Source organism: Pseudanabaena sp. SR411, from assembly GCF_002251945.1.
GTDB lineage: Bacteria > Cyanobacteriota > Cyanobacteriia > Pseudanabaenales > Pseudanabaenaceae > Pseudanabaena.
In genome coordinates this window covers 14687-32522 of the sequence record NZ_NDHW01000034.1, presented here as the reverse complement: position 1 = coordinate 32522, position 17836 = coordinate 14687, and the positions used below count along the sequence as shown (strand labels likewise).

The 17836-nt window shown below is 42.6% G+C and carries 16 protein-coding genes, 1 tRNA gene and 2 pseudogenes; 6 read left to right on the top strand and 13 right to left on the bottom strand.

Annotation, left to right across the window (positions count from 1 at the left end; all coding sequences use genetic code 11):
* The first annotated feature begins 219 nt into the window (after positions 1 to 219).
* Positions 220 to 624: an NIL domain-containing protein gene (locus tag B9G53_RS01340; protein ID WP_094528523.1), complete on the top strand. Its 405-nt coding sequence runs from the start codon at positions 220 to 222 to the stop codon at positions 622 to 624.
* 173 nt (positions 625 to 797) lie between these two features.
* Positions 798 to 1547, top strand: a complete 750-nt coding sequence (locus B9G53_RS01335) for a DedA family protein (RefSeq protein ID WP_094528522.1) — start codon at positions 798 to 800, stop codon at positions 1545 to 1547.
* Between the two features lie 92 nt (positions 1548 to 1639).
* On the opposite strand, the gene B9G53_RS01330 is transcribed toward B9G53_RS01335, so the two are convergent.
* From B9G53_RS01330 to B9G53_RS01320, 3 genes are all read right to left on the bottom strand, one after another.
* A tRNA-Ser gene (locus B9G53_RS01330) sits at positions 1640 to 1724 on the bottom strand.
* Positions 1725 to 1824: 100 nt separating this feature from the next.
* Entirely contained in the window at positions 1825 to 2955 is a 1131-nt protein-coding gene (locus B9G53_RS01325; RefSeq protein WP_094528521.1) for a hypothetical protein, read from the bottom strand.
* Positions 2956 to 3334: 379 nt separating this feature from the next.
* Positions 3335 to 5686, bottom strand: a complete 2352-nt coding sequence (locus tag B9G53_RS01320) for a hypothetical protein (protein ID WP_094528520.1) — start codon at positions 5684 to 5686, stop codon at positions 3335 to 3337.
* A 303-nt stretch (positions 5687 to 5989) separates the two neighbouring features.
* On the opposite strand from B9G53_RS01320, the gene B9G53_RS01315 reads away from it, so the two are divergent.
* Entirely contained in the window at positions 5990 to 6616 is a 627-nt protein-coding gene (locus B9G53_RS01315; protein ID WP_094528519.1) for a hypothetical protein, read from the top strand.
* Between the two features lie 179 nt (positions 6617 to 6795).
* Here the strand turns inward: B9G53_RS01315 and B9G53_RS01310 are convergent, their stop codons facing one another.
* The 6 genes and pseudogenes from B9G53_RS01310 to B9G53_RS01285 all read right to left on the bottom strand — a co-directional run bounded on the left by B9G53_RS01310 (position 6796) and on the right by B9G53_RS01285 (position 11887).
* Entirely contained in the window at positions 6796 to 7512 is a 717-nt protein-coding gene (locus B9G53_RS01310) for an SDR family oxidoreductase (protein WP_094528518.1), read from the bottom strand.
* Positions 7513 to 7640: 128 nt separating this feature from the next.
* Positions 7641 to 7793: pseudogene (locus B9G53_RS28900) on the bottom strand (clan AA aspartic protease); the annotation flags it as partial.
* 12 nt (positions 7794 to 7805) lie between these two features.
* The gene (locus B9G53_RS01300; RefSeq protein WP_094528517.1) at positions 7806 to 8594 is read right to left on the bottom strand and encodes a hypothetical protein; all 789 of its coding nucleotides are present in this window, start codon (positions 8592 to 8594) and stop codon (positions 7806 to 7808) included.
* Positions 8595 to 8645: 51 nt separating this feature from the next.
* Entirely contained in the window at positions 8646 to 9227 is a 582-nt protein-coding gene (lepB, locus tag B9G53_RS01295; RefSeq protein ID WP_094528516.1) for a signal peptidase I, read from the bottom strand.
* A 58-nt stretch (positions 9228 to 9285) separates the two neighbouring features.
* Positions 9286 to 9981, bottom strand: coding sequence for a signal peptidase I (gene lepB / locus B9G53_RS01290; RefSeq protein ID WP_094528515.1), 696 nt, complete (start codon positions 9979 to 9981; stop codon positions 9286 to 9288).
* A 76-nt stretch (positions 9982 to 10057) separates the two neighbouring features.
* Entirely contained in the window at positions 10058 to 11887 is a 1830-nt protein-coding gene (locus tag B9G53_RS01285) for an aspartate kinase (protein WP_094528514.1), read from the bottom strand.
* 350 nt (positions 11888 to 12237) lie between these two features.
* On the opposite strand from B9G53_RS01285, the gene gpmI reads away from it, so the two are divergent.
* The 3 genes from gpmI (at position 12238) to B9G53_RS01270 (ending at position 15921) form a co-directional block, all read left to right on the top strand.
* Positions 12238 to 13842, top strand: coding sequence for a 2,3-bisphosphoglycerate-independent phosphoglycerate mutase (gene gpmI / locus B9G53_RS01280; protein WP_094528513.1), 1605 nt, complete (start codon positions 12238 to 12240; stop codon positions 13840 to 13842).
* Between the two features lie 245 nt (positions 13843 to 14087).
* A complete protein-coding gene (locus B9G53_RS01275; protein WP_094528512.1) occupies positions 14088 to 14927 on the top strand; it encodes a metallophosphoesterase in 840 nt (279 codons plus the stop codon).
* 160 nt (positions 14928 to 15087) lie between these two features.
* Entirely contained in the window at positions 15088 to 15921 is an 834-nt protein-coding gene (locus tag B9G53_RS01270) for a dienelactone hydrolase family protein (protein ID WP_094528511.1), read from the top strand.
* Positions 15922 to 16025: 104 nt separating this feature from the next.
* Here the strand turns inward: B9G53_RS01270 and B9G53_RS28895 are convergent.
* From B9G53_RS28895 to B9G53_RS01255, 4 genes and pseudogenes are all read right to left on the bottom strand, one after another.
* Positions 16026 to 16240: pseudogene (locus B9G53_RS28895) on the bottom strand (toxin-antitoxin system HicB family antitoxin).
* Positions 16241 to 16498: 258 nt separating this feature from the next.
* Positions 16499 to 16657 carry a hypothetical protein gene (locus tag B9G53_RS27860; RefSeq protein ID WP_217901487.1) on the bottom strand — a complete coding sequence of 53 codons (159 nt, stop codon included), beginning with the start codon at positions 16655 to 16657 and terminating at the stop codon, positions 16499 to 16501.
* Positions 16658 to 16782: 125 nt separating this feature from the next.
* Complete coding sequence (locus B9G53_RS27855; RefSeq protein ID WP_217901486.1) at positions 16783 to 17208, bottom strand: hypothetical protein; 426 nt, start codon at positions 17206 to 17208, stop codon at positions 16783 to 16785.
* A gap of 291 nt (positions 17209 to 17499) precedes the next feature.
* Positions 17500 to 17721: a hypothetical protein gene (locus B9G53_RS01255; RefSeq protein WP_141211670.1), complete on the bottom strand. Its 222-nt coding sequence runs from the start codon at positions 17719 to 17721 to the stop codon at positions 17500 to 17502.
* Positions 17722 to 17836: the final 115 nt, after the last annotated feature.

The following is a 17836-nucleotide window of genomic DNA, read 5'->3' as shown; positions in this document are numbered from 1 at the left end:
GAAAGGAGTAACATGATTAGCAATAGCTTCAGGATTGAGATTCGATGGTAAAAACAACAAAATTGGTTTCATAATTAATACAACACTTTACGGATGTGTAAATATATCCGCAAAACAAAAATAAATCAGCAATACATCACTTTGGATTTTGCCGTAGGCAAAATCCAAAGTGATGTATTGCTGATTTATTAGGGCGGGAATCTTCCAAAAACACCAACTATGAAAAAAAGAGTTAATCTTACCTTTCCCAAGCGAGCAATCAGCATTCCGATCACCTATCGGCTTGCCAAAGATTTTAATATTGCTGCCAATATCATCCGCGCCCAAGTTGCCCCCAACAAAATGGGCAAGATGGTACTAGAGTTATCAGGCGATATTGACCAGCTTGAAGAAGCGATGGACTGGATGCGATCGCAAGATATCGAGGTTTCATTACATGGACGCGAAATTGTGATTGACGATACGGCATGTGTAGATTGTGGCTTGTGTACAGGTGTTTGCCCCACTGAAGCCCTAACTCTCGATCCCAAAACCTTTCAACTCAACTTTCTGCGATCGCGCTGTGTTGTCTGTGAGCAATGCATTACTGCTTGTCCAGTTAACGCCATATCTATTAACCTATAGCAAGGCGATCGGTAAACTCTCGCATCTTTCCTGATTAAGACTGCATTGTCGGTAGCGGCTTGCGATACAAATAATCAACAACTGATACGCGATCGCGATAACCGCCTATAATGATACAAAAAGTAACAATTTTTCATAAATAATTTAACCCATCAAACTTTGAGTCATAACTCATGCATTTTGAGTTTTTTTCGCTAGAAATTATTCAAGAATGGACGCAGCAGTATGGATACTGGATTGTCTTCTTTGGCATCATGCTTGAGAATGCAGGTATCCCCTTGCCAGGCGAAACGATCACCCTAGTTGGTGGATTTTTAGCTGGCAATGGTGAGTTGCGTTATCCATTAGTTCTGCTCTGTACAGTTGCAGGAGCGATTTTAGGGGACAGTGCGGGATACTGGTTAGGTCGTTGGGGTGGCTTACCAGCATTAGAGAAAATTGGCAAAGTATTTCGGATGCCCAGTGATGAAATTGCGATCGCCCGTGAAAAATTTCGTGGTAGTGCCGATCGCGCCGTCTTTTTTGGGCGATTCATTGCCATCTTGCGAATTTTTGCAGGACCAATGGCTGGGTTATCAGGAATGTCCTATTCCCGATTTCTCTTTTTTAATGCCACAGGTGCATTAGTTTGGGGAACAGTGACGACAGGGGTTGCCTACTATGCTGGTACTTTGATTCCCCTAGAGACTCTAGTCTCTGGAGTTGTGAGGATTAGTTCCATCATTTTAAGTGGTGTAGTGTTATGGTTTGCCACCCCACCAGCATTTCGTTGGCTCAAGGAAAGATTTATAACTTGGCGTAATGCTAAAAAAACTCAATCTTCTAGCCCTAGCCAGTCGAAGTTACAGTCTGCACAGGAGTCATCTGTAATATTTCCAATCGCAGAAGATAAAGTAATGGTGAAAATCGAAAAGGATTATTAACAAGAAAGAAGGGCTACCCGATGGGTAGCCCTTCTTTCTTAAGGTTTTAAAAGCAAAAAAATGGCTGTGCCATTTTTTTGCTTTGGTATTTACGGAGAGAGAGGGATTCGAACCCTCGGTTGCTTTCACAACATTCGATTTCAAGTCGAACGCATTCGACCACTCTGCCATCTCTCCCGTTGGATATTCTAAAGCATGATTACACCTAACACAAGCAAAAAAATAAAGACTCGCAAAGCGAGTCTTTATTTTTTTGTTCGGCTACTTAGGCTAGAAACTATGCTTTGACAGCAGACATTGACAAGGTGTAATAACCCAACTGGTTAGGAACTCTCTCCCACTTACCATCAAGCTTACCCTTAGACAAGTTCTTGGTAACGCGATCCTTCGCTTGGCGGAAATTTTCTACCGAGAGATCACCATACAAAGCTTTGACAACGCTATCTGCATTGACAAATTCACCCTTGCGCTCTTGCAAAACCTTCTCGATCGCATCAGTTAAAGTATTACCCTGATAGAGAGGACGCATCACCAAAGAACTCATCCGTCCAGACTTCTTCGGCTGTGCAGACTTAGCTGCCTCTGCTTCAGCCTTTTTGGAGACTTTAGGAGCAGCTTTTGCAGCTTTAGGAGCAACTTTGGGAGCCTTAGGAGCTTTAGTTGCTTTGGTTGCCTTAGGTGCAGGAGCAGCTTTAGCAGCAGTTTTAGTTGCTTTAGGAGCTTTAGTTGCTTTAGGAGCAGGAGCTTCAGCTTTTACAGATGCAGCACGACCTCTCTTAATAGTTGAGGTGGGAACTGTTTTTAAGGTTTCTAGAGATAGTGTGTAGTAACCAAGTTGGTTAGGAACACGCTTCCATCTATTTTCGCCTTTGCCCTTAGATAGATTCTTGGTTACACGCTCCTTAGCAACTCGGAATACAGTCTCTGTCAAATCACCGTAAAGGATATTGACTACATCATCAGCATTGACAGCTTGACCTTGGCGTTCATTCAAAATCTTTTCGATCGCTTCTGTGAGGGTTAGCCCTTCGTAAGCAGGACGAGTTGTCAAAGAACCACGACGATGTCCTCTTCCTCTTCCTTTAGCAGCAGGTGTAGCGGCAGGAGCTGCTTCAGGCTTAGCGACGGCTTTAGGCTTGCGACCTTTAGTGGGGGCAGGTGGAACTTCAGCAATTACAGGAGTAGCTACAACAGGAGCATCAGCTACAACTTCTTTCTTTTTACCTTTAGCCTTAGGAGCTTCAGCAGGTAAACTTCCTAGGAGTGCTTCGACATGAGCGAGCTGAGCGCGGGCTTGGGCAACTTTATCTTCATATTCAGAGAGGAAGCCTTGCAAATGGGTTTGCAAAGCTTGTAAAGACGCACCAAAACCGTCTGGCTGCAAACTTACAGGTAGATCTATAGTCATATTATGGAAACCAAAGAGATAGTAATGATTGATTGATTTGATTAGTTTGTTTCCTCATACTTTTGCTTATGATGGAAGAAACTCATCATTTCGTTCTATCATGTTTTGAGAGAACTCGCAATAGTTTAGAAAGAATTCTCACCATTATCTATTTTTTTTAGAAGAAAGAGGTACGTTTATCATTGCTCATCTCTTGCAACATAATGCCAATTCTCGAAAGTGTAGTTATACTTTCGAGAATTGAAAGCCATAGCCAGCAAGGTATTTAACTTTTTGAATGGTATTACTATTTTGAAAATCGGGTGTAAGTTTACAAGAAACCAACTTTGCGGGATTTAATTTATCTAAGGTAAATTGAATCCCGCAAAGTTGCTATTTTTTATTTTTTTAAGCCTAGGAGGAATTTGGCTTCGTTAGTCCGATCACTGTTGGGATATCGATCTACCAGTCTTTGCAAATAATTAGATTGCTCGCTGAGAAAGAAGCTAGAAAACAGCAAATCATCAATATATTGACTCTGAGGAAACTTCACCTGTAATTCAGTGATGATGCCATCAATGCGCCGCTGATAGTCAGAACGCATATTCTTTTCACGTTGCTCGTAATCTTGGTAAGAATAGCTACGTTGCGGTTGATATTGCTTAGTAGTAGTCACTCCTGCGGGTGGATGGATACGTTGGGTTTCTGAGAAAGTGTGGTTTTCCCACTGGTAAAGAAGTGTCATTGCCACCATGTACAGAGTTTTTTCTCGCAGCGCCGTTGAAAGGCGATTATCTTCAAGTAATTTTTGATAGAGGGAAAGAGCGATCGCATTTTGACTACCAGCTTGATATTTGGCGAGAATTTCCGCATTACTGCGTTTAGATGGATCGCATACCCACCATTCGCCACAATTCCAGTCTGTTGGCAAGTAATAAGCTCGAAATCCATCCCAAATTGGTAAATAACCATTTTTCCATCCACCGATACCAGCCCAGTCAGAAGCAATCTGATATCGTGATTCAGGTGTATTGTCGATTTGCCATTGGCGCAGCTTTTGCCAACGTAGTTTTTGTTCACCCAATAATGATTGAGCTTCTCTCTTAAAACTTTCGACCTGATTATATTGCCATGACCAACTCTGCCGACCTTGCGGATAATAATAAGCTTCAAGGATGCGATCAGGAATAGCTTCTAATTGCACATTTGCTGATATCTCTAGAGCTTTTGCATAGTTGTGCGATCGCGCATATTGGATGGCGATCGCATATTGTAAAAGTGGTGCAAGGAGTTGGTTTTCTGGTTCTTGTAAGAGGGTTTGCATCTGGTCGATGGACAATCCGACATCAAGGAGAGTACGAACATGGGGGAAAGCGAGATAAAGAGCATCGCGATCGCCCATTGGTTGCGTCATAATTTTGATCCAGAGACGCATCGCTCCGACAATATCATTGTTATCTTGCAATCTCAGCGCCAGAAAATAATTGGCATCATCGGCTCCAGAATGATCTGCATATCTCTTCAGCCAGTCTTGCCAAGCAGTGAGATGTTCTTTCTCAGTACGTTTGGCATTGCGAGCAAGGATAGCTGGCTCGCGTGGCTCAGCATTGAAATAAGAGCGTCCTGTTAAATCGCCATATTCCCGACAGGCGATCGCAAATTTTGATTGCGGATATTTCTCTACCATTCCCAACAGCAGATAATAGGCATAGTCACCCTTTCGCTCAAAATTTTCGTAACTGACGATCTTGGAGAGGGAATGAAGCTGAGATAAATCATTATTTAAAATATTTTTGAGTAGTTCTGTCCCTTGGCTATCTCCATGCCGATCTAGTTCAGCAATCGCCCAAATGCGATCGCTAGCAGATCGGTCATTCGCTAAAGCACGGAAGAAAGCTCGCCCGAAAGGTGTAATTTCCCCTGCTTTCAACGCCCCTAGTCTCTCAACTAAAATATGCTCCTGAGCATCACTAGATAATTGCTGATAGAGAGCGATCGCCGCTTTGACTTGGATATCTGTTGGTTGTTGTAGTTGCTCGTAGGTTAACCATTCGGATAGACCGACAAAGTTCTTGCCTTTCTCATAGGAATTTTTGCCATGTACAGCTTCATAACCCAATAAACGAGTTAAGAAATCTAGATTGAACTGGTCGTAATATCGCGGCGAATTTCTCGGTTCAAGATTGGCTTTGGCAAGACTGATTAACTCTTTACGCACTTGAGGATCATCTAAGCCAAATTCTTTCTCCCAGTCTTTGCTCTGAGCCGCTGACAGATAGGAAGCGATTTCGTAAAAACTGGGATAAGTCATCCGTCGTTGAATCTGTCCCCGTAACCAGAAAGTTGTATAGGGCTTGCCAAGGCGACGAATACCTTCAATACCATACTTTTGCCTAGTTTCATCACGGGAACGAGCATAATAACTCAGCAATGGATAAGCTTTAGCTCCATATTTTTCCCAAACTGGATTTTCAACAGGATCGCGTCCCCATTTAGCAGCAATAATATCTTGGCGCACAGCTTGAGCGATTTCTTGCCATTGAGGTTCGAAGCGAAGGCGATCGCGCAAGACATCATCGATTTCCAATTGTGATATTTCTTGAGGACTGAAAGAATCAGCCAGTTTTGACATTTCCGATGGACTAGGTATTTTCACTGTTCGTGATTGAAATACTTCTGTCGCTTTGAGTGCTACGCCAAACGAGAAGATAGTAATGAATATAGACAATATATATAGATGTCGCTTTTGCATTTCGATCTCCAAAATGTCTCTAAATTAGTCGAATCGAAAGAAGACTTGATGATTTCTTTCACTTTCTACCATTAAACGTGATTTCGGTGAGACAGAAATACTTCTCAGCAATTTGCAACAAAAAATAATTAGAGAGAAATCCACACTCAAAAAGCTTCTAGGTTTTAAGTTTACTTATGCTGAACTACTTACTGACATTAATTGCCACTACTATAATCCACCGTATTTCTTATTGAATATTTGCTTCTAAACTTTGCCTAACCTTGCAAGAATTATTTTATACATCATGCCCATAGAAATTCTATGCATCCATCTGTACTCCGCAGCCTTGCCGTTTTGATAAACATTCCCCTATTTTCTTTAGGTTGCAGCAGCAATCCAGTCGTTATAGATTCACCAATCGCCCATTCAACATCAACTTTGCAAGCAGTGGTAAATGACGCAACTCCAAAAGCGATCGCACAGGTATCAGACAGTCTACTAAGTGCGGATCAGCAAATCCAATTAAAGCAACTAGGAATAAAGGTTGTTTTGCCTACCTATTTACCAGCAGGCTTTAATGTCACTTATTTTGAGGCTCATAGACAGAAAAATCCTGAAGACATAACCGATTCTGCCTACTATAGAATTTCTTACGCTAATGCAAACAACATTTGCATCGAAGTAGGTAGTGGATATCAGGCTGTGTGGATAACGAACCCCAGCAAAAGTAAACTTGAAACTGCTCTGGGAGACATCGAGATTACCTATGGAAAACTTCGTGGAAGTGAAACAAGACAATATTGGGCTTCAATTAAAAAAGGTGGACAAGTCATTTACACAGGCGGAAAACTTTCTAGAGTAAGTGAAACCTGTAATCCTCTCAGTCTAGAAGATTTCACTAAGGTTCTGAAGTCATTAACAGTGCTTGAAGAAAAATTGCATTTTTAGCAAGAAGATTTTCTTTCTCGCTAAAAATGCGATCTCATCATTGCTTACTTACAATGCTTTGCGTTCTAAACCAAGAGATTTTCTAAAAGTGTTGCAAAGCAACACTTTTAGAAAATCTCTTGGGGTTCGTTTGATCGATAATTGCTGTACGACACATTTCATGTCAAAGAAATCAAGGCTTAAAAGAATAAATGACTTTCAGGTTGAATATTGATTTCCATTGGGACGGATTGTAGATCAGCGGAGAGAGCAAACATGATTGCATTTGCGGCTGTCTCAGTTGTTAGCATTTTGCTGCGATCGACCTTCAGGCTGACGTTATCCCAGAATGGTGAATCAATTCCCCCAAAATAGAATAGAGTCACCTTAATCCCCAAACGCCGAAGTTCATCAGCCATACATTTACTAAATCCGATCGCCCCAAATTTCGATGCACAGTAAGCCGCCGCCATCGCCATGGGATGTTTGCCAAGAATGCCAATGACATTACAGATATGTCCAATCTTGCGATCCTTCATGACATTTGCCACAGCTTGACTAGTATAAAAATTGCCTTTGAGATTGAGGTCAAGCATCTGGTCAAGTTCTTGCGGTTCAATACGCAGAAATTGCTTCATCACACCTGCACCTGCTGCATTTACTAAGACATCAATCTGTCCAAACTGCGCGATCGCCTGCTGCACCATTCCTTCAACTTGCTCATATTTAGTAATGTCTGTAGGAACTGCGATCGCCTCAATATCATAGTCATCTTCGAGATTGTTGACTAGAGATTCCAGCTTGGCGACATCTCTTGCTACAAGAACTAACTTCGCGCCTGCTGATGCTAATTTCGGGACAAGCGCCGAACCAATTCCGCCTGTTGCACCGACAACGACAACAACTTTATTTTGCATCTTAAAAATTACGATTTGTTTACAATACTTTATGCTTCTTTACATAATAAGCCTACATTAAACAAATCCAACATTAGATCCTTGGATCAATTCGCATTACAGTCTGCCTGAATGAGACGGCGATCGCTCTACAATTCGTCAATCGTAACCAACCCGCTTTCTGTGAACTGCACAACAAGTTCATGTTCATCTAGTAAAGCAGTCCTAAACAATGGTCTTCGTCCTGTAGCTAGTACACGGATTTCTCACTCTTCTCCATTCCAAATAATTATTGCTTGGTGATCGTAGTATTTCTACAGTTTATTCCAACGTTCCTTAAGACTTTTTTCTGGTAACAGACCAGCATCAAAATTCTCTGCGGGAATCACAGACTCATCTTGACAAAATTGAACATAGTTAGTGGCTACAATTCTTAGCCAACGTGTTATCAGTTTGGAGCCAAAACCGATAGTAGTTCGATTGGGATCTACATAAGATCGATAATACATTATTTCTTCTCCACGAGAGAAACCATGAGTTCGATCCGAGTTCTTTGAAGAATGTACTAGTGGGCAACGATAAAATTTATACAACATAGCCCCATATTCATATTCTTCTGCAATCCTTCGTAATTTAGGGTTTTGAGCTATTTGAGTACATTCGAGTTCAAGCTCTTTTAGAGGTAAATCAAGATATGATTTCGGCAGCTCATTTGCTCGAAGGAATTCGTTTGGATTATTACTTAATCGTTTATCAAGAAGTTGACTAGCAAAGGAGGTGTCTTCTGGACGAAATAGCTTCCAGTCCTCGGCAAAGCAAACAACAGCAACTTTGCTTGCGTCTGAATCATCTTTAGCAAATCGCTTGAGTAATTGAGATAGACGAATAGATTCTGAAATACCGCCGCCATAATACTGAATAAGCTCATTTTCAATTTTCGGAAAGTCGTGAAGCCAAATTTTTGCAAGAGCGTCAAGTGCTGTTGTTCCAAGAATCAAAGAATCTGTAATTGCACCTGAATTAGTTAGTTGATCTGCAACATTTGCTCTAAGCAGAAAGTAATTTTTGAAAGGAGTCCGCCTATCCTCACTAATAATTTTCATAAGCTAAAAATCTGTTAGATTTAATCTATAATATTAGACGGAAAATTTTATCTATTGTTTATCTGTTGTAATTGCGCCTAGCCGATCGCCAAAAGGAAAGAATCTAATAGTTGCTTTGCCGATGACATTTTCCTTGGGCAAAAATCCCCAAATATGCGAATCGTTACTATGATTGCGATTGTCGCCCATCATCCAATAATGATCTTTGGGAACGACCACTTCACGCATCGCATATTTAGGAGCTTCCGCAATATATGGCTCATCGATCGCTTCCCCATTACGATAGACTTTGCCTCCACGTACTCCAATGCGATCGCCTTCGATGCCAATCAAGCGCTTGATATATGCCTTACTTGTATCATCGATCGCAGGAGATTTTGGTGGATAGAAAATCAAAATATCGCCGCGTTTTGGTTCTTGCCATTGCATTGAGATTTTATCGACCAAGATACGATCGCCCACTTGCAAAGTCGGCTCCATCGAGCCAGAGGGAATGAAGCGGGGCTCGACAATAAACGCCCGCAGAAATAAAGCGATCGCAAGAGCCACGACAAAAATACGGATGGTTTCACCATGTTGTTGCCACCAAGGCTTAATGGGAACTTGCGGATCGAGCTTAGTTTCTGTGGACATGGATCAATATCTATTTATTGTGTATTTAGTAGAAGGGGGCGCGAAGCGCCCCCTTCTACTAGTTGTATTTAGGAACGCTTAAATTACCAGCTCGATTGTCAAAGGGCCAGTAGCGAAACATCGCCCTTCCAACTAGATTCTCTTCAGGCATAAATCCCCATGCGTGAGAATCCAAACTGTTATTGCGGTTATCACCCATTACCCAATATTTACCATTTGGCACTGTAAAAAATGGATAATCTTTCCCAGACTGCACATTATCAGGACGGAAGCAGTTGGGGCAGAGAGCATCGTCTTGAGTGGGTAAAGTATAGTTGGGAGGTGAAGCAATGTATGGCTCATTTAGAGGCGAATCATTTACAAAGACTCGTCCATCATGAATGCTGATACGATCACCTGGCAACCCAATCACCCGCTTGATATAAACCTTAGATGCATCAGGCACAACAGGATTAACGGGTGGATTAAAGACGATAATTTCGCCACGTTCAGGCTTGCGCCAACGAATTGAAAGCTTATCGATAATTAAGCGATCGTCAATTAATAAAGTCGGCTCCATCGAGCTAGAAGGAATATAACGTGGCTCAGCAATAAATATTCTTACGCCAACTGCTAACAAAATAGCCACTGTGACGGTGGGCAAGTTATCAGTCAAGAAATTTTTAAATGAATTTTCTTGTTTATGAACTGGTGGCGCTTGCTTGGGATCAGTGGGGGGATTGCTAGGGCGATCGCTAGATTTATCAGATGACATAGAGAAATGCTCGCGGGATATGTACTTATCTTAAAGCGTATTTAGCTAGTAAGTGTGGCGCTTCGCGCCACACTTACTACTTTTTCAAGGCACTGGGAACTTCAATTGCACGATCACCAGACAGATTAAATTCTTGATGAATAACTTTTAGTGCTTGTTCCGCTTGATGATCGCGCACTACGCAACTTACTTTAATTTCAGATGTGGCGATCATCTCAATATTAATACCTGAATCAGCAAGGGCGCTAAACATGCGGGCGGCAATTCCCGACTGATGGATCATATTGGCTCCCACAATACTGACTTTACTAATGTCCGCATCGCAAGTCACTTCGCCGTAGCCAAGCTCCTTAGTATATTGGTTGAGGGCAGTTTCAGCTTTAGCGAGATCAGTAATCGCCACAGTAAAAGCGATTTCGTTAACATCGCGATCAGATTGCGACTGGACGATCATATCCAAACTAATATTCTGCTCGACAAGCTGTTCAAGGATTTTGGCTGCCATCCCTGGGCGATCAGGTACTTGCTGCACCGCAATTCTGGCGCGATTGCGATCTAGAGCGACACCACGCACAGGCGAAATGTCTGAGTTTTGTTCCGATGTAATTTCGCAGGCTTGATGCGATCGCACTGGCACATCGAAGGTTTTCTGGATCGCTGCGATCGCCGCCTCACCATCAGCCGCCGCAATCACACAACTGATTTTAATTTCAGAAGTAGAGATCATTTGAATATTGATCCCCGCTTCTGCCAGAGCCGTGAACATTTGCGCGGCAACCCCTGGTCGTCCGATCATGCCCACCCCAATAATGCTGATTTTGGCAACAGCAGCATCAACGGTGACTGAACTTGCGCCAATTTCTAAACTACGGGTGACTACTTCGGCAAGTTGGAGTTGATTTTGAGGAATCGTAAAGGCAATGTCATTGACCCCTTCGGTTTCCTGCACTGCTTGGATAATTAAGTCAACATTGATCCCCTGATCGGCGAGAGATTTAAATAACTGTGAGGCGATTCCAGGGCGATCGGGGATTTGTAACAGCGCAATTTTGACTTGATCATAATCAATTGAAACTGTCTCGACAAAACGATTCACTTCTAAGGATTTCAGATTGCCAGTGCCAATGCCAGTCGAAGTGATCACCGTACCCGCATCATCTAGCCAACTAGATCGCACACACATTTTTACGCCAAAGTTACGCGCAATTTCCACCGATCGCGGATGCAAAACTTTTGCCCCTAAACTGGCTAGCTCTAGCATTTCATCGCAAGTAATTTCCGCTAACATTTGCGCCTTGGGGACAATGCGCGGATCAGTGGTCAGAATTCCGGGAACATCGGTATAAATTTCGCAAATGTCAGCGTTGATGGCGGCGGCGATCGCCACTGCCGAGGTGTCAGATCCTCCACGGCCTAAAGTGGTAATTTCATTGCTCGGTAAACCAGTGGCTGGATCAATTGCCACACCTTGAAATCCTGCGATCACTACAACCTTACCTAGATCCAGCGCCGATCTGATTTGGTCTGGTTCTACGTATAAAATTCTGGCGCGAGTATGGTTTGGCTCCGTAACTACTCTTACTTGTGAGCCATTCATGGCGATCGCAGGCTGTCCTGCTGCTTGCAGAGCCATACTTAAGGCGGCGATCGTGATCTGCTCTCCCGTTGCTAAGAGCAGATCCATTTCCCGCTCTTTTGCCGCAATTTCGGTGAGGGTTTGGTTATAAGTTGCTGACACTGATTCGGCGAGAGCTACCAAACCATCGGTGGTTTTGCCCATCGCTGAAACCACGACTACAACTTGATTACCAGCATCAACTGTCCGCTTAATGCGATCGCGGACTGCCTTAATGCGATCGGCATCGGCTACGGAGGAGCCACCATATTTCTGAACTATTAGCGCCATTCGTGAGGGGAATTTTTTAACCGATGAAAGAATTTATTGCAGAGTAATCATCATACATTCGTTAGCGATCGGCAAAATAGAATGAGGTGATTCACCTGAGCAATTCTCATGATGAAACCAATTTTGGGGTTTGCCGCGCCGTGGGCCCGGCAAACCCCAAAATTGGTTTTGAACCCAGCAATTCAGCGATTGAAACAAAGCACCACAAATTTGGGAATAATTAAAAGTTTTTTACGATACATTGCGATCGCGCTACTTGCCAAGTATTGTTAAGATAATCAGTAGATTTACTCCAATGGTATGATTGCCTAGTCAGGAGTGAACATGTACTTAATAAGGAACTGTCTTTTATGCAAACGGGGTCTGTTTCTCCACTGGTTCTGATCATTTTAGACGGCTGGGGACATAGGGAAGAAACCGAGGGCAATGCGATCGTCGCAGCAAATACTCCCATCATGGATAGTCTGTGGAGTACTTACCCAAAAACTCTCCTCCAAGCCTCTGGCAAAGATGTTGGCTTACCAAAAGGTCAAATGGGCAACTCTGAAGTTGGACATTTAAACATTGGTGCAGGTCGAGTTGTCCCCCAAGAGTTAGTAAGAATTTCTGATGCCGTCGATGATGGCTCGTTATTATCAAATCCTGTACTAGTAGAAGTTTGTGAAAAGGTTAAAGCTAACCATAGCAAATTGCACCTGATCGGACTTTGCTCCGATGGCGGCGTACATTCACATATTGATCACCTATTGGGATTACTAGATTTAGCCAAGTCCCAAGAAATTGAAGATGTCTGCATTCATGTGATTACCGACGGACGCGACACCTTGCCGCACTCAGGGATCAACTTTATTCGGCTTTTACAAGCACATATCAAAAAGATTGGTGTTGGGCGCATTGTCACAATCAGTGGTCGCTACTTTGTCATGGATCGTGACAAGCGCTGGGATCGCGTCCAAAAAGCCTATGAAGTTTTGACAAATGATCAAATTACTTCTGAGCTAACCGCACCAACTGACTTACTGGAAGCCGCCTACAAAGAAAAAATTACCGATGAATTTTTACCACCTACTCGCGTCGCCCATGGCGCGATCGCCTCAGGTGATGGCGTAATTTGCTTCAACTTCCGTCCCGATCGCTCCCGTGAGATCACCCAAGCTCTTGTTGCCAAAAATTTTACGGGCTTTGAACGCGAATATATTGAGCATCTTGCCTATGCCACTTTTACACAGTACGACAGTGCTTTACCCGTACCTGTTGCCTTTCTGCCCCAAAACTTAACTAATTTACTGGGACCAGTTGTCGCACAGCATGGATTAAAGCAGTTACGCCTCGCCGAAACTGAGAAGTATGCCCATGTCACCTATTTCTTTGATGGTGGACTGGAAGAAGCTAGTGAAGGCGATGATCGGGTGCTGGTCAATAGTCCGCGTGTGTCTACCTATGATCAAGAGCCAGCCATGTCGGCTGCCGAGGTAACACGCATTGCTGCGGAGGCGATCGCCAAGCGAATTTACTCGCTAATCGTGATTAACTATGCTAACCCCGACATGGTTGGTCACACTGGCAACTTTGAAGCGACAGTTAAAGCTCTCGAACATGTGGATCGATGTTTGGGAAAATTATTGTCTAGTATTGCCAATGCTGGTGGTACAGCTTTAATCACCGCCGATCATGGCAATGCCGAATATATGTGTGATGAGCATGGCAATCCTTGGACAGCCCATTCCAGTAATCCTGTGCCATTTATTTTGGTAGAGGGTGAAGGTCGTAAGATCTATGGTCATGGTGCTGATGTGAGGCTGAAGCAGTCTGGCGGTCGTCTCGCAGACATTGCACCTACGATTTTAGAAATCCTGCAAGTTCCACAACCAGAAGAAATGACAGGAGTTTCTTTGCTAGAAAAAGCAATTTACGAGATCAAAGCTACTAAAACTCCAGTCAAAATTGGCAAATAATTTAGAGAAACAAGCTAAGTCTATTTCTCTTTGTAAGGTTCTCTTTGTAAGGTGTGTTAGCGCAGCGTAACACACCTTACAAAAGCTTAAACGACAGTACGTTATGGTATGGCTAATAACTAACTCTAGTGCATAGACTATTGAGATCACAAATTACCAAAATTCGCATTCGTTGTCATGAAACAGGTGTTTCAGCATAGACTTTACATTAGCTGACTAGCTAACTATGACCATAAGATATTTTAATGTGGAAAATAAGGAAAAAACGATATATTCTGCTCTTTATTGTTACGTTTTTAGCCTTACTGGCTATTTATGCTTTTAGTATCGAGCCAAGTCTCCTTGTCGTTGCACGATATCGTCTCAATCCAGAAATCACCACTAATCAAGACAGTTTAAAAATTGTTCAAATTAGCGATCTCCATCTGAAAAAATTTAATCATCGTACTCAGCAAATTGTAGAACAAGTAAATCAACTGCATCCAGATATTATTGTTTTGACTGGGGATTCTATTGATAAAGCTGACCAAATTAATGGATACGATCGCTTTTTGTCTCTTCTTGATCGCAAAATTACCAAATATGCAATTCTCGGAAACTGGGAATACAAGTCAAAAGTTGATTTGGCAACTCTAACCAAAATATACAATACCTATGATTGTCGTTTATTGGTTAATGAAAGCGCTTTATATCAAAAAGGTAATCAGAGACTATTGATCACAGGTGTTGATGATTTAGTTGGTGAGCCTAACTTGACTAAATCACTTCAGAATATTAGTCCTAATCCTAATCATTTATTACTTTCCCATTCCCCCGCATATATAGATGAAATCTCTACCGATGAATTGAAAACATTAGGAGAGTATAAGCCGCAATATATGCTTTCTGGGCATACTCATGGGGGGCAAATATCATTATTTGGCTTTACACCTATACGCCCACCACGTAGTGGTAATTATGTTAGCGGTTGGTATCAGACAAATTCAATTGATGTATATGTATCAAAAGGATTAGGAATATCAGTATTACCGATAAGAATTGGCACAGTACCTGAGATTAGTTACTTCGAGTGGTTTTTGAAATAGCATCATTGCCAGCTATAGCAAATAAATGAAGGCGGCGCTTCGCGCCGCCTTCATTTATTTGAGTTTTGAGGCGACACTCATTTCTAGTTTTAGGTTGCAAAATATAGATGGTGGTAAGCCTAGCTTGTCACCATCTATATTTTTGTAAAGGTTTATTTTCATGTCAAAACTTACCAGACGCGAATTCATCACCGTTACGAGTCTCACGGCTGGCTTTGCGATCGCCGTGCAGCCAATTTCCGCGAAAGTAATTACCACTGATAATAAGGGGATCATCGCAGGTGAAGTCAAAATCCCTGTCAAAGATGGCACGATCCCTGCTTATAGAGCTAGACCAACTTTGGGCAAAGATTTTCCTGTGATCTTAGTTATTCAAGAAATCTTTGGAGTTCATGCTTATATCCAAGATGTATGCCGTCGTCTCGCGAAATTAGGTTATCTAGCGATCGCCCCTGAAATGTTTTATCGACAGGGTGATGTGTCCAAATTGACGGATATTGCTGAGATTCGTAAAGTGGTTAGTCAAGTCCCTGACGCACAAGTTATGTCCGATCTGGATGCCACTGTGGCATGGGCAACTAAATCTGCTAACGGTGATCCTCAAAAGTTGGGGATTACAGGTTTTTGCTGGGGCGGTAGGATTACTTGGTTATATTCTGCTCACAATCCGCAAGTTAAAGCGGGTGTGGCTTGGTATGGCAGACTGGTTGGTGAATCAACAACACTTACACCAAAGCATCCTATTGATATCGCTATGAATTTGCAAGTGCCAATTCTGGGGTTATACGGTGGCAAGGATACGGGCATTCCTCTAGATACGGTTGAGCAAATGCGCGAAAAGCTAAATGGTTGCAGTGCTAATTCCAATATCATTGTTTATCCCGATGCACCTCACGCTTTCCATGCTGATTATCGTCCTTCCTATCGTCAAACCGAAGCAGAGGACGGCTGGAAACGTCTACAGGATTGGTTTAAGAAAAATGGGGTTGTCTAGAGCAACAATGAATCACCCCGTCGCAAGCTGACGGGGTATCGAAGGAGTTTGTTGCAGTCAAAGATGAATAGGCGATCGCACTCATTCTATTTGCTTACGCTAGTTTATCCAGTTAGGGAATCCAATTTATCAAGTAGTCTTAGACCTTTTTCTGGGTTGCCTTGATCAGCTAGTAGTTTAAATCTGGTATAGGTGTCGAATTCGACAAGTGCGATGTGGAGAGTTCTTCGATGAGTTTATTGACGCTCAAGCATTGACTCTCAGCAAGTTTTTTTAGTCAGAGGTGTTTGTTATCTGGTAGGCGGATGGCTAAGTACATGACAAAAAATTAATGGAGTTAAAAAAGGTTAGAGAATTGAGATGAAGGTCAAAGATGAAGTGACGCAGRRAATCMAAACCAAGACGAAAAATGCTTTTAGGTAAGCGACCGTGCTTTTTAGGTTTGAGGGGAYTGAGTTGAGCAAGCCAAAGCCCAGAASAAAAAGCCCAACATAAAGCCAGAGTKARTAAAGCAATTAGTTTAGAAAGGCGTTCAGGGTCTTGAAGGTGAGTAGACTCCAAACAAAAAACACGAGATTTAAAAACAACCAAACAAAGTCTCAATTGCCCAACGTTTGGCATAGTCGGCAATCGCCTTATTATGGTCATGAGCTGCAACAATTAGTAAATCGCCATCATCCAGACGCATAGCCGCGATATAAAGCCAATGTTGCCAAACTAATCTGGGCTTGGACATTGACCAACTTGGAGATTTTGGAAACAAACGTCAGCTCTCAGTTGTTTCTGCCCATCGTCAAGCAAGGTGTTTTTGCGAATACGGATACGAAAACGGATACATGGGGCACACAGCAAGTAATCAAACTACTCTTCTCCCACAAATTCTCGGTCTGCGGTCAAAAAGTCGATTTTGCGACCTCCAAATATTTCCAGAAAACGATTACACAATTCACAACGTTCGCGGGTGTTCGAGTTACCTTTTTTGTCCAACATTATCCATACCAACGGGAATGCGATACCGTGATGCACTACCCCCAATGTCAGCACATTAAATACAGTCTTACCGAATCTCCAATCGGTGCGGTCGATACTGATGATCCATGGTTCGGGTATTTTCATCACTTTGACGACCATTAAAACGATGCTTTCATAGTCCACTTCAAACTCTCGGAAAAATCTTTGTAACCGCTTATAGTGTGATTCGACTTTAGCTTCACCACTAAATCCTGTTGCGAGCTTGGCTAGGTTTACTGTCTTTACTCGCATTAGTGCGATCAAGAACATGGACACAAACGCTAGTCTTGCTCCATTCCATTGCAGATGTTCATAACTTTTCGCGAAATACGCTAATCTCTTTCATACGGGTTTTATTTGTGATGTGGTTATCTTTTATAAAACCCCTTCCTGCCTACTTTTGCAACTTTTTGTCCTGTACTAAGATATTTAGGACAAAATAACGTAGATTTTACTCCAAGTCAAACGCGAGTGCCTCAACACTCTATCTTTAAAAGGGATTAGTAATAGGCGATCGCGATATTCGTTAACTGAGAATAATTGAATGGGCGATCGCAAAAATAACTACTAAGCAACCTCACTCAAAGCCTCACGAATCACCTCATCGCTCACCCCATGACGTTTTAGACTCTTGATAATCATAGAAACAGCATCTCCATCCAATCTCTCAAAATCAAACAGCGATCGCCCCCTCACCACCCACAAAACCTGATCGCCTTTTCCCTCATCACCAAACAGCGATCGTCCCTCACCACCTACCAAACCCGATCGCCTATTCCTCCAAATCAAACAGCGATCGCCCCAGCAACCTTAACACCCGATCGCCTATTTCCTCATCAAACAGCGATCGCCTCACACCACCACAAACTCGATCGCCTATTCCCTCAAATCAAACAGCGATCGC

Excerpts from the sequence above, each read along its gene's own strand:
- lepB (WP_094528516.1), bottom strand. The coding sequence starts at position 9,227 with ATGTCCACAGAAACTAAGCTCGATCCGCAAGTTCCCATTAAGCCTTGG.
- B9G53_RS01315 (WP_094528519.1), top strand. The coding sequence starts at position 5,990 with ATGCATCCATCTGTACTCCGCAGCCTTGCCGTTTTGATAAACATTCCC.
- B9G53_RS01270 (WP_094528511.1), top strand. The coding sequence starts at position 15,088 with ATGTCAAAACTTACCAGACGCGAATTCATCACCGTTACGAGTCTCACG.
- B9G53_RS01285 (WP_094528514.1), bottom strand. The coding sequence starts at position 11,887 with ATGGCGCTAATAGTTCAGAAATATGGTGGCTCCTCCGTAGCCGATGCC.
- B9G53_RS01335 (WP_094528522.1), top strand. The coding sequence starts at position 798 with ATGCATTTTGAGTTTTTTTCGCTAGAAATTATTCAAGAATGGACGCAG.
- B9G53_RS01310 (WP_094528518.1), bottom strand. The coding sequence starts at position 7,512 with ATGCAAAATAAAGTTGTTGTCGTTGTCGGTGCAACAGGCGGAATTGGT.
- B9G53_RS01320 (WP_094528520.1), bottom strand. The coding sequence starts at position 5,686 with ATGCAAAAGCGACATCTATATATATTGTCTATATTCATTACTATCTTC.
- lepB (WP_094528515.1), bottom strand. The coding sequence starts at position 9,981 with ATGTCATCTGATAAATCTAGCGATCGCCCTAGCAATCCCCCCACTGAT.
- B9G53_RS01275 (WP_094528512.1), top strand. The coding sequence starts at position 14,088 with ATGTGGAAAATAAGGAAAAAACGATATATTCTGCTCTTTATTGTTACG.
- B9G53_RS01325 (WP_094528521.1), bottom strand. The coding sequence starts at position 2,955 with ATGACTATAGATCTACCTGTAAGTTTGCAGCCAGACGGTTTTGGTGCG.
- gpmI (WP_094528513.1), top strand. The coding sequence starts at position 12,238 with ATGCAAACGGGGTCTGTTTCTCCACTGGTTCTGATCATTTTAGACGGC.
- B9G53_RS01340 (WP_094528523.1), top strand. The coding sequence starts at position 220 with ATGAAAAAAAGAGTTAATCTTACCTTTCCCAAGCGAGCAATCAGCATT.
- B9G53_RS01300 (WP_094528517.1), bottom strand. The coding sequence starts at position 8,594 with ATGAAAATTATTAGTGAGGATAGGCGGACTCCTTTCAAAAATTACTTT.
- B9G53_RS27860 (WP_217901487.1), bottom strand. The coding sequence starts at position 16,657 with ATGTCCAAGCCCAGATTAGTTTGGCAACATTGGCTTTATATCGCGGCT.